1 protein-coding gene is annotated in these 14481 nt (G+C 44.5%); it reads left to right on the top strand.

Features of this window, described 5'->3' with window-relative positions:
- Nucleotides 1–243 precede the first annotated feature (243 nt).
- Nucleotides 244–14391, top strand: a complete 14148-nt coding sequence (locus WFY05_RS21450; RefSeq protein WP_340114992.1) for a CLIPPER-2 domain-containing protein — start codon at nucleotides 244–246, stop codon at nucleotides 14389–14391.
- The last annotated feature ends 90 nt before the right edge of the window (nucleotides 14392–14481 follow it).

Here is a 14481-nt window from a genome sequence, read left to right as displayed (position 1 = left end):
GGGGTTTTAGTATTTCAATAACTTAATGTATTTAATTGGTATTCTAATATGTTAAATCTTCGATTTCGTTAAGATTTATAGCAACTTTCCAAAACCACTTTTAGTTGTATTTGTTTCATATTTTGTATTTTAAACAAGCTTAATTAACAACCGTAACTAAAGATCGTATTGATCGAATGTAATTATACCATTCGACACCATTAGACGAACTACTCAATTTAAAAACAAAAAACACCAAATAGCATGCAAAACTCTACCTGCAAAACCAACTCTTCTAAAGTATTCCGAATTTCCGGACTTTTTGTTTTACTGCTTTTTATTACAGGGTTTAGCCAGACTTTGAATGCCCAAAACCGAATAATTGTAAACCCCTCATTTGAAACGGGGGCTGGGATTCCACACAACGGCGTTGCTTATCTTGAATCGCAGGTTGGCGATAATCCACAGATTGATGGCTGGTACTCAACACATCCAATTTTTAACGGAGCAGAAGGAGCAATTGAACACTGGCAAAGCGGATTTAACAGTGTACCGGCACAGGAAGGTGGGTATTTTGTAGAGTTAAACGTTTCTCAATCATCAAGGCTTTATCAAATAGTTTTCCTGGTAAATGGCGAAACCATCGATTGGGAATACTACCACAGGCAACGGGATGCAAATGCAACAGAGACAGTGCAATATTCAATTTACAGCGAAGATGGAAGCTCGAAATTATACACCATCGATACTCACACTGCAAGCAGTACCAGCAGTTGGGATCACCGCACCGGTACATATACATTTACGGGTACAACCGGCGTCTACCAGATTGGTTTTGAATCAACAACAGCTGGAGGTTCCGGGAATTTTCTGGATAATGTAACTATCGGGCTAAAAGCGTTGACCGAGTTTTCGCATAGCACAGTAACCATCAACGAGTCACAGGCAGCAAGTTTCGACCCCCATTTTATCATAAATGGGGCAGTAAAAAGTGTATCCAGTGTTACTTTTACTGTTATTTCAAGTGATGCCGATGAAGGAATTGATTACAATTTTCCAACAAAAACAATAAGTGTTCCTGTAAAAGACTATGGAATTGCGGATTCCATTTCTTTGGGATTTTCGCTGGTTGACGATTCAAAAGGAAGAGGAGACCGTACTATTCAGATCAATCTAAGCTCAGCCAGCGGCGACGTGGACGACCTCGATGCCAATGGTGATGGGTTTAAAAATACGCTTACTATTCATGTTATCGACGATGATCCTTCTCCCGGCGATGTACCAAAAGCAGAACTGTGGCTCGATGCCTCTGATCCCGATGCCGATGGCAATCCAGGAAATAATCCGGCCGACAACACCGATGTTACTACCTGGGCCGATAAATCGGGAAATGACAACGATGTTACCACTGCCGGTATTTCTCAGGGAGGCGTTAATCCTCCTTCATACCTTAACGACCAGTTTAATGGTCAGGCAGCGCTGCGTTTTGATAAAGTAAACAGCGAAGCACTTGGAAAGATTCTGGATACAGACTATGTGGGAGATTTTACGATTTTTATGGTTTTACAGGGGCAAACTGCTACACCGGCTGATTTTGATGCCTTTTTCTCTTCCTGGAATGTTCCCGGAAATGCCAACAGTTTTCAGATTGATTACCTTGCAAGTTCTCAAAATTTTCAGGTGCGAACCACTCATGGAAATGTAGCATTCGGACCTGTTAACCAGGAACTGGACCTCTTTACGGTCAGAATGGAAAATACGACCTTGGGAACTTATTCTGATGGAGTGCTTCAAAATCAATCAGATTTTGGGAGTGGTAATACTCTCGGGTTTAACGCTTACCGCATAGGAGCTAACCGCAATGCAGATCGATTTTACGATTCCAAAATTGCTGAGGTAATTATTTACCCGCGGGCACTTACAGCCTGTGAAATGGAACAGGTAAACGATTATCTTGGGGCAAAATACGGCCGCGATTATTACGATATTGCCGGTAATTTCAACAATGCAACCTTTCCAAACGATGCTACCGGGATAAGTGCGTTTACATCAGCCTGTTCCGGATTGAAGCAAATTAATACCGCAACTTCAAATATTTTAACCATCGATAATCCCAGTTCGAACGATACACAGGGCGAATTCCTAATCTTTGCGCACGATGGAGAAGCACTGGCTGAAACCACCACAAATGTTCCACTTAATCTGGGTGGATCGCAGCGGATCGGAAGATCGTGGATTGCCGACCGCAACGGTGATGTGGGAACGGTGGATCTGCATTTCGATTTAAGTGGTATCACGGTAAGCGGAACACAGGCCGCCGATATGCTGCTGATTGTTGACAATGACGGCGATGGTGATTTTACCACCGGAAACATCAGTGAAATTCCGGTGACGGATTTCTCAGGCAATGTGGCTACCATTACAGGTACGAATCTTCCTGATGGTGCGGTGTTTAGCCTGATCACCTTTAACAACGAAGATTTTGATAACGATGGTGTGCCCAATAGCCGGGACGACGACGACGACAACGATGGTATCCTCGATAGAGATGAGGGTTACGGCAGTGTAATACCTCAAAATCCGGTATCCACTGTTTCTTACAGTACTTCACAAACACCTGCCAATGGGCCGAGCATCACTACGCCGTCAACGGGTTATACTATAACCAGCAACAATTCGCCGGGTAAATTTGCTTTTACCGCCACGGCTCCGGGTGAAAGCGGTTCAGGTTCGGGAACCGGTACTGTCAGCCGGGTGACCATCGATGTGGATTTTGCGCCACAAGAGGTGGTCAGTAACGTACAGGTTTCAGTATCTGTAGGTTCATTCGACGATGGACTTTTCCTGGAGGTAGATGGTGTGAACATTGTGAATTTTGATCAAAGCGATTGGAACAACAGTACTTTCAATGCCAAATTTGGCGGCGGTTCGACCTGGACACCCTGGAATGGAACGGGTAATCCGGCATTGGAACTGGACCTGATCAACCAAACTGTTGCTTTGATGGTGGATGTTACTGATGGTAGCAGTCCAGCGCGACAGGATGCGCTGGCCTTTATTTCTGGTTCGAAACCTAATCCGGTGCCGGCAGTTGATTTCGATGCCGGTGTGACCATCGGTTCTGCTTTTCAAAATAACAGTGGCCCAGGTGCAATCAGTGCCCAGACACTTACTTTTAGTGCCGATGTAACAACACATCAGCTGTCAGGTTCAGGAACGTGGGATTTCCAGAATCTCGATAGTGACAAAGACGGTTGTTTTGATGTAAAAGAAGCCGGATTTACCGATCCCGATGGGGATGGAATACTGGGAACCTCTCCGGTAACAGTTGATGTCAACGGAAGAGTGACTTCCGGGGTGGATGGTTACACTACGCCACGCGATGGCGATAACAACGGTACAAAAGATTTTCAGGAAGTCGGTGCTGGTTATACGGTGAGTACACAACCGGCCGATACTGTAACAGTTTCTGTATTCGACGCTGGCCAATTGTTTGTGGTAGCTTCAGGGAGCCCGGCAAATTATCAGTGGCAGCTGAGCACCGACGGCGGTGCAACTTTTAATGATATTGCTGATGGTGCCAATTATTCAGGGGCACAGAACGATACACTGCAACTGCTCGATGTCCCGATTACTTTTAACGGCAATAAATACCGGGTGAAGTTGAGCAATGCAGCCTTTGCCTGCGACACAGCGACATCAACTGTTTCCGTCCTTCAGGTGAAGAGCCAGCCGGGCGGAGTACCGGGCACAAATCTTTGGCTAAAGGCCGATGCCGGAACTACACCAACCAGTGGCACTTTAACAGCCTGGCAAGATCATACAGGAAGTCAGACCACCACAATCAGTGGAGATCCTCAACTTAGTGACAACGGTGTGAATTTTAATCCCACGGTAGCCTTTGATGGTACTGACGATGCCATACAATCACCTTATTCCGCTTCGCTCAATACAGCAACATTTACCATTAATACAGTTTTTAAAGTAACTGGTGGCTCAGGATACCGTGCAGTTGTATCCAGCAAAAACGCTGCTTTCGAGGGATATGTTCTGTATGTGCACGACTCAAACATCGAGTTTTGGGTTGGCCAGGGTGGTTCTTCCTGGACTCAATTAAATGGTGGTGCTGTTCCGCTCAATCAGTATGTGCAGGTTACGGCAAAATACGATGGAACAAATGCTTTTCTTAAAGTGAATGGTGTCGAGGTGGCCACATCTGCTGCCACCTATCAGCAGCAATCCAATTTTACTTTTAGAGTAGGAATGGGACAAGGGAACACCGATGACTTATCTTTCCCCTTTATAGGTGAAATTCCGGAAATTATTTACTATCCTTCAGCACTATCGGTTGACGATCAGAAAAAAGTGGAGTCGTATTTGGATTTAAAATATGGCATCAGCATGGGAAATAATAGAAATGCAGCCCTTTACGTCAATTCTGGCGGTCAGTCCATCTACATCGGTACTACCTATAAATATGATATTTTTGGTGTCGGGAAAGATGATGGCAGTGGTTTGGAGCAAAGTTCATCAAACAGTATGAACACTGGCAGCGGAAACGGAACAGGGCAGTCAGGAAAATGCAATATCCAGATTGCGGGCGCAGCCTCTTTAGACGATGGTGATTTTTTAATCATCGGAAACGATGGCGGCGCATTAAGCGAACAGACTACCGGACTACCAACGAGTTTAAGCGGATATCTAAGATTGGGCCGGCAGTGGAAAGTAAAACGCACCGGCGATCTTACCAATAATTTTATTTTCGACCTTAACGGCTTATCACTTATCGGAAGCGCTTCATCCGATTTTAAACTTATTGTTGATGTAGATGGCGACGGTGATTTTACCACCGGAACCGTGACTGAATACAATGGGATATACGTTAATAACACTTTAACTTTCCTGGCACTGGATCTGCCTGACGGTTCTGTATTTACCCTTGTCACCGGCCTGGGCAATCCTGACTGGACATTTACTAAAGAAACTACATCGACCAGTTATTCCCAGGTTAATGAAGCACTTATTTACAAATTGACTTTATCCAACACCGGGAATGTTGATATTTCAAATATTCAGCTTGACGATCCCGGATCGCTTAATCCGATAATATTTCCAAATACAAACGAAGACGCCAACAGTGATGGATTATTAAATCCCGGTGAAGTTTGGACAGCTGTTTATCCACACCCGGTAACACAGGCCGACCTGGATGCCGGAAGTTATACAAACATTGCAACGGCTTCAGGTTCTTCGGCAGTCGGTCCGCCACCAACATTGTCGGATACGGTTACAGTGAATGCCATACAGGAACCGCAAATCCTGCTCGAGATATCGGCCGACACACTGGTTTATGGAGCAGTTGGTGAATCGATCACCTTTAAGCTAAAAGCCAGTAATACAGGCAATGTATCACTCGATAGTGTTTCGCTCGATTACATCATTAATCCTATTTCCTGGGAAGTTGGAACCATGCTACCGTTGGCTTCTGATAGTATTGAAGTCAGTTACTCGATAAAACAGGAAGACCTGGATCGAGGCTTTATTACCTATGGAACAACCATATATGGAGTGGGTCCAAACGGAGCAAGGGTTTCTTATTACGACGAGATCTTCTTAACTGCTGATCAGCGTCCTTCTTTTGACATTCTGAAAACTACATTGGTTCCTGATTTCAGGTCGGTTGGAGATATACAATTTGAGATTGTTTCGACCAACACCGGAAACGTTACACTTGGTCAGGTGGCTTTGATTGATTCACTGGTTAATCTGACAAAGTCCTTGCCTGATATGGCTCCGAATGATGTGCATACTGATACAGTCACTTACTCGGTTACCCAGGCCGACCTCGATGCAAGAGAAGTCACCAATATTGCGACCATTTATGGAAGACTGGGCAATAATGGACTGGAAGTGACCGACAAGGATACAGTTACGATTGGTGGAGTGCCTTTGCCAGCCATTAAACTGGTAAAAACAGCTGATGCTACCAGTTACAATAAGGTGGGGCATACCATTACCTATACATTTACGGCTAAAAATACAGGGAATGTTACGCTTTCGAATGTGATGCTGGATGATCCGCTGACGGGAACATCGGCAGAAAATCTTGGAACAATAGCTCCGGGAGATTCAGCTAAATTTACTGCAGATTACAATATCACCCAGGCAGATATTGATGCCGGATCGCTGACAAATATTGCAACGCTTAGTGGTACCGATCCTGTATCAACAGTTGTTTCGGCAATGGATACTCTAACCATTAATGCCATTCAGAGCCCTGAGATTATATTGGAAAAAGCCGCAATTGAACAAAATTTTGATGCATCGGGAGATGTAATCAATTATGTACTGGAAGTAAAGAATCCGGGAAATGTAACGCTGACAGATGTTCATGTTTTGGATCCGCTTGCAGGAATTGATACCATATTAACAACGCCTGTTCTTCCAAGTTCTTATGTATTCCTGGGTGGAATGCATTCAGTTGACCAATTGGAAATTGATGCCGGGTATATTACTAATGTGGCAACCGTGACTGCTTTGGATCCCAACAGTCAGTCACTGTCTGATACGGCAAGTGTTACGGTTACAGCCAATCAGAATCCATCAATCGATCTGAGTAAAACAGCTGACACTCTTAGTTACGGGCAGGCAGGAGATGTTATTCATTACGAGGTCAGTATAGAAAATACAGGAAATGTTACACTCACCAATGTTCAGGTGAACGATCCGCTGGCCGGTATTAGCGCCAGTTATCTAAGTATTTCACCCGGATACGTTGATGTTTTAACAGGTTCCTACACTATTACACAGACGGATATTGATACCGGATATGTAATGAATGCCGCTGAGGTTGTTGGTGAGGGTGCCGGAGCAACTGTTCAGGCCGGCGACCAGGTTAAAGTGTTTGCGCTTCAAGCTCCAAACATTGAATTAACCAAAACAGTAGATTCCACGGTGTTCTTCCTGGCAGGCGATACGGCCGAGTACAAATTTGAAATTGAGAATACCGGGAATGTGACACTAACCAATATTCAGTTGGATGACCCGCGAATACCTTATCAAGCCAATATTGTGCAACTTCTTCCGGGTGAATCCTGGACCGACTCGGTGAAATACGAGCTCACCCAGACCGATGTGGATGCCCAGATTGTTAAGAATACTGCTACGGTTTCGGCTACTTCACCCGATGGTACCCCGGTGGATGCTAGCGACGATGCATATATTACCATTGATGGGGTTGGCGCACTCGAGGTAATAAAAATCACAGAAACGAAACAGTACAGCACACCGGGCGATTCAGTAAAATTTGCTTTAGGAATATTCAACATCGGAAACGTTACGCTTGAGAATGTGGTAATGACTGACTCGCTGACCGGCCAAACCTGGAATATCGGAACCATGGATCCATTTACCTATTTAGTCTACGAAGTGGGCTACGAGGCAACACAGGCTGATATTGATTTTGGGACCATCCGGAATGTAGCTTCTGCCACCGGAAATACTACCTTGGGTGATCCGGTTTCAGCATTGGATGAGGCCATTTCAAAAGCAGTGACAAGCAGTGCCATTGATATCGCTAAGAAAGCAAAAGTCAAAACCTTTGATAGTGTTGGCGATGTAATCAGTTATACAATCACAGTCAGCAATGCAGGGAATACAACCTTAAGCAATGTAGTGCTTACCGATACACTGACCGGCCTGACACAACCCCTAGGAACAATGGCTCCGGGTGACATTCAAACTGTAAGCACAAGTTATACAATTAAACAGGCTGATATGGACCGGGGTGTGTTGTACAATACTGCAACAGTAATTGCAAACAATCCGAAGGGAGCAAGTATTGAAAATCAGGATACAGAGAAAGTCAGTGCTTTGCAATCGCCTTCCATCGGTATCACCAAAACCGTAAGCGATACTACTTACGATGCCACAAGCGATGTTCTGACATATAACCTGACCGTTGAGAATACCGGTAATGTTACCTTAAGCGATGTGCAGGTGGTTGATTTTTTAATTTCTTTGGATACGACCCTGTCAAGTCTGGCTCCGGGAGTCCAAACTTCTTTTACGGGAAGTTACAACATTACACAAAACGATATCGATGCAGGGCAGGTCGATAATGGTGCGATAGCCTCCGGCATTTCACCAAAGAAAGTTAATGTATACGATATTGCGAATCTCACAGTTTTTGCGGTACAGAATCCAAAGCTAACCTTGTCCAAAACCAGCCAAAAGACCAGTGTAAGCCTGGTTGGAGAGATCCTCGATTATACTTTGCAAGTTGAAAATACAGGGAATGTAACCCTGATCGGTGTGCAGGTGGAGGATCCACTTACGGGCACTTCAGTAAATTTGGGAACTTTGGCTCCGCAGGCAATGCAAAATATCCAGACGAAGTACACGGTTCAGCAAACTGATCTCGATAATGGACAAATAACGAATGTCGCTACGGCCTTTGGATCTGATCCGGGGCTTGTAAAAATTAGTTCGACGGATAGCGCTACAGTTACAGCGGTACAAAATCCGCTAATGAAGCTGACAAAAACAGCTGCTCAGACCAATTATAAAGCCTTAGGTGATAAAATAGATTATACAATTACACTCGAAAATACGGGTAATGTAACGCTTAATAATCCTGAGATTACTGATCCGCTTACCGGAGCGAATCAGACCTGGCCCAGTGTGCCTCCAAAAGGGGTTAAAACCGTAAATGCTTCTTATTTTATTACACAGGCCGATCTCGATGCTGGCTTCGTTACAAATGTAGCCGATGCTAGCGCCAATGCGCCTGATTTAACTACACTTAACAAATCCGACAGTGTAACCGTGGTGGCGCTTCAGGCTCCATCCATCAAATTTGATAAAACGGTTACACCTACTTTGGTTGAAAATGCAGGCGATTCGGTGGAATATACTTTTGTGATAAGGAACAATGGAAATGTAACCTTGACTGACCTGAACTTAACAGATGCAAAAATTCCGGTGGATCTCGATTTTCCGATTATATCTCCGGGAGGAGTTTGGACAGTTTCGCTGGATTACGAGGTAACCCAACAGGATATCGATGGGCTGATAATTCCGAATACGGCCTATGTGTCGGCAGATGGACCGAATTCAACCGTAACAGATAAAGACCATGCATTGGTTGCTGTAAAAGATAATGGTGCGATCGAGGTGGTAAAGACCACGAGCGACTCCATTTATGCAGCTCCCGGCGATCGTTTGCGTTACACCGTTGATGTAAGCAATATCGGAAATATTACCCTAGCTGATGTTGTAATTACCGATTCGCTGACTAATAACACATGGACCATCGATACACTGGCACCGGGAGCTTCGCAACAGTTCCTGTCAGTTTACAATGTGGTGCAGGATGATATCGACCGAGGCACGGTGGTCAACCTGGCCAAGGTGACGGCAAAAGAAGCTACACCACTTGGGCGAGTAGTTGAGTGGGAAGATGATGTAACTTCCGCAGCTGCACGGAATGCTTCCTTTGAGTTGAATAAGTCAGCAACGGTGAATACCTATTCAAAAGCAGGGGAGGTTATCCGCTACAACCTCGAAGTTAAGAACACAGGTAACGTAACGTTGGAGAATATAACCGTAACGGATACCTTGACAGGTACCAGTCAGATCATTGCTTCTCTGGCTCCAAATACCAGCCAGACGATACCGGTGGATTATACTATCACGCAGGCCGATGTTGACCGCGATTCGGTGGTAAACACAGCTACAATTACCGGCGATGAAGTAGTGCTCACGAAATCTGCTACGCTAAAAAGCGGTGCACAGGCAATGGCCGGAACGCTTGCGGATGATGATACCTATGTAATTTATGCGATACAGACACCTGGAATCGACATTCAGAAGACAGCTGATAAATCAAACTACAGTTCGTCGGGAGAAGTAATTGACTATACCCTTGAAGTAAGCAACACCGGTAACGTGACACTTCATGATGTGACGGTTACAGATACACTTACTAATACAAACTGGAACATAGGAGTGATGGCACCTGGCGATATCATGACTTATAATGGACTTTATGCGATTAAGCAAAAAGACATGGACACCGGATCGTTGCACAACGAAGCAAAAGTGACGGCTGTAACTCCTCAGAATACAACCTTAATTGCAATCGATTCCCTGAGAATAAATGCCGACCAGTTCCCGGCCATAATTCTCTCTAAAGCTTCCGACATCAATACTTTTAGTAATGTAGGTGATGTTATCACCTATACACTCGAAGTGATTAACCAGGGGAATGTAACGCTTGAAAATGTAACGGTTGTTGATCCGTTGACAGGAACAAATACCAATCTTGGAACGATTGCTCCAAGGTCAAGCCGACTGGTGGTTGCTCCGTATGTCACTACACAGGCTGATCTTGACGCAGGTGTGGTTCAAAATACAGCTACCGTTAGCGGAACCGATCCGAAAGGAAGTAATGTAAACGCGATGGATGTTCAGCTGGTTCTGGCATTGCAGGCTCCTGCACTGAATTTTGAAAAAACTGCCAGTCCGACGCTGGTGGTGCAGGCAGGTGATCCGATTACTTATACATTCACGGCAACGAATACCGGTAATACCACATTAAGTAATTTGACATTGATCGATGCCAGAATACAATTTAGGAAACAAAAAGCCAGCTTAGATCCCGGTGAAACCTGGACTGAGACTGTAGTTTATACTACCACGCAGCAAGATATTGACGGGTTGATCATTAGTAACGATGCACAAATAAACGCTACTACTCCAAATGGCCTGATCATACAACAAGATGACCAGGCACTGGTTGCTATTTTTGGTAAGGGTGGTGTTGAAATTGTGAAAACTACATTTGATCCATTATACAGTTTACCGGGTGATACCTTACACTACGAGATGCTGGTAACTAATATTGGTAATCTTTCACTTTCCAATGTTGTAGTGAACGATGCACTAACCGGTGATAACTGGAGTTTGGGTGCTATGGCTCCCGGGGCAGATAGCCTTTTAACAAGCACTTATGTGGTTACTCAGGCCGACATTGACAGTGGTCAGGTACTGAACACAGCCCATGTTTCCGGGACTACGCCTATAGGTAACACAGTAGAAAGCACTGATGGAATACTCTCTGTTGCGATGCGTGCTGCAGGATTAAGTGTTGCCAAATATGCTTCAAGTCAAACTTATTCAATGGTTGGAGAAACAATAACCTACACCATGGAGGTGGAGAATGGAGGAAATGTAACACTTAATAATGTAGTGGTTAACGATCCTTTGACAGGAACATCGCAGACCTATGCAACAATGGCACCGGGAGATGGTCAGACGATTACTGCAGATTACGCGATAACGCAGGATGACCTCGACAAGGGATCGATTCTGAATACAGTTAATGTGCTTGCCGATAATTCTGCCGGTCCTCCAATATCAAGCAATGCCAGCTGTGTAATTGTTGCCGATCAGCAGCCGGGAATCGAGATATCCAAAGTTGCAGACCGCTCTGATTACAGTGCTGTAGGCGATGTAGTGAACTTCACCCTTACAGTAAATAACACGGGTAATGTAAGGTTGACCAATGTTAATCTGAATGATCCGCTAACCGGATTATCACTGGTTATCGATACCATTCAGGCTGACGATTCAGTTGTAGTTAATACATCTTATTCGATTGTTCAGAAGGATCTGGATGCCGGAACATTGACAAATATTGCTTCTGTTCTTGGAACTTCTCCTCGAAAATTTAGTGTGAATGATGAGACCAGTTTAACACTTTCAGCTGTGCAAATGCCAGAGATTGAAATGGAGAAAGTGGCCAGTCGTACCAATTACGATACGGCAGGTGATTTGATCAATTATACACTCACGGTTCGCAACACCGGTAATGTTATCCTGAATAACGTTCAAATCAGCGATCCGTTGACGGGAACGAACAAACTATTGCCGATACTCGCTCCGGGAGCTCAGAATGTTTCCAATGCAGCGTATTTTATTCAGCAATCGGATATCGACAATGGCTCACTGATAAACATTGCAAATGTTGTAGCTGCTGATCCTTCGGGCACCCAGGTGAGCGATGCTGATACGGTAACTCTGGCAGCGATTCCAAAACCGTTTATTGATGTAACTAAAACTGCTGATGTAAGTGATTTTGATGCGGTAGGCGATGTGATTACCTATAATGTCTCGGTTAGAAATACAGGTAACGAAACGCTGAATAATCTTCAGTTGGAAGATCCGTTGACAGGCCTGAGTGAGTTTGTCGATACACTGAGGGTTGCTCAGACTGTGAGTTTCCCGGCCAGTTATACGATTACACAAGCTGACCTTAACAGCAGCCAGGTGGTTAACGTGGCTACTGCCATTGCTTCCGATCCGGCGAACAATACGGTTGCCGACAGCGATACCCTGACGGTGATGGCTGTTCAGAATCCGCAATTGAGTATAAGCATGACCGCTTCACCAACACAGTACAGTGCCCTGGGAGATCTGATCAACTATGATCAGAAGGTTAGAAATACGGGTAATGTGACATTGGATAGTGTGATGGTTGCCGATCCATTAACCGGTCAACTTGACCTGATCGGAACGATGGCACCGGGAGATTCAGCATCTCTCTCAACATCTTATGCGATTGCTCAAATCGATTTGGATGCCGGTACGCTGGTGAATACAGCCACCGTTACCGGTGATGGACCATCAGGTACATCTGCCATGGCCTCTGCCAGTTTTACAATAAATGGACAGCAAACCCGTGGAATCAGCCTGGAGAAAACAGCAGAAGCTCCTTACTACAGAGCCTACGGAGAGGCGATCTATTACACGTTTACCATCAGAAATCTTGGAAACGTAACCTTGACGAATGTTGTGTTAAAAGATCCACTGCTTGGATTCACTAAAACTTATCCAACATTGAATACCAGCCTAACTGAAACCGTCAGAAAGTACTATTGTGTGGATCATTCGGATTTGAAGCGTGGTTATATAACAAACATCGCTGAATTGTCATACAATGATCCAACATTAGGTAAAGTGACGGTTAAAGACACAGCAACGGTAACGCTGATTGGAAAAGCAGATGTGACTTTTGAAAAAACGGTTAAAAACGAGTATTTCGAAGAAATTGGAGATACTATCCAATACAGTTTAAGGATAACCAATACCGGAGAAGTTTCTGCTTACCGAATCAAGGTAATGGATCCTCTGACGGGACTCGACGTCAATATTGCATCTTTAGACCCGGCAATGAGTAAAACCATCAGCACAGATTACATCGTGACACAAACAGATGTTGATGGTCATAGTATCCTGAATAAGGCCAAAATTATCGCTTATGATCCTCTGAATCGACAGCTAATTAGGGAGGACTCGGTTTTTGTTTATCTCAAAGACACCATTCCGACAACGGTGCTCTGTAAGGATACCGCTGTTGTATTGGATGATCAGGGCCTTGCAATGATAAGTGCTGAGATGATCGATAACGGATCTTCTGATAACAATAGTGGATGGCAAATGACGCTCAGTCAAACTGATTTTACATGTGCTGATGTTGGAGTCAATGAGATTGTACTATATGTTACCGACGCCGGTGGAAATGTAGATTCGTGTACTGCCACAGTCACGGTATACGACCGACAGACGCCGCAACTCTGGTGCATCGGAGATACAGTTCTGCAAGCAGAAGCGGATGCATGTGGTTATCCGATCGATTCAACAGAGTTTGATCCAAAGGCAACCGACAATTGCGATGTCAATATATGGAACACTCTGAATAATGACACGACACTGGCCGGAGAATTGCTTCCGGTGGGAGAACATGAAATTATGTGGTATGCAGAAGATGCCGGAGGAAAGGTAGATTCATGCATGTTTAAGGTAACGGTGGTCGATAAGGTGGCACCACTGCTTGTTTGCCCGGCAGATACAACGATAGGAATTGCATCCGACTTGGATTCCGCGTGGATCGGTCTGGAGATACCGGTAGTTATGGACAACTGCGATGAGTTCGACCTTGTGAATGACTACACGGGAACCAATGATGCCAGTGGTATGTATCCGGTAGGTGCCACTACTGTAACCTACACGGTAAGCGATACCAGCGGTAACACCGAAACCTGTAGTTTTGTGGTTATTCTAGAGAACAATCCGGTAGGTATTGATGATCAGGATAAAGCCGACTTTAAAGTAAATCTTTATCCAAACCCGACCAAAGGTTTGGTAAATGTTGAAATTGAAGCACCGCGAATGGAAGATGTTGAAATTATTGTTCGAAGCGTTAACGGACAGGAAGTCTTCAGAAAGACTTACCTGGCTACCGATCAAGTGAACTTCGATCTGTCGGATCATGTTAGTGGAATGTACCTCATACAGATCGAAACAGGCGAATACCACGTGGTTAAAAAACTGATTCTAGATCGGAAATAGAAGAAAGTTAAAAAACGTGAGTTCGATCTAAGAGAAAGAGCAAACACGTCTTTCTTCGACAATTTCTTCCAGGTTGAGTTTTGGCTTTTT

The sequence above is a fragment of the Maribellus mangrovi genome (assembly GCF_037646455.1).
GTDB classification, from domain to species: Bacteria; Bacteroidota; Bacteroidia; order Bacteroidales; family Prolixibacteraceae; genus Draconibacterium; species Draconibacterium mangrovi_A.
Note: the sequence above shows the minus strand (reverse complement) of the source record. Positions and strands in the feature narration are given on the sequence as shown.

Excerpts from the sequence above, each read along its gene's own strand:
- WFY05_RS21450 (WP_340114992.1), top strand. The coding sequence starts at position 244 with ATGCAAAACTCTACCTGCAAAACCAACTCTTCTAAAGTATTCCGAATT.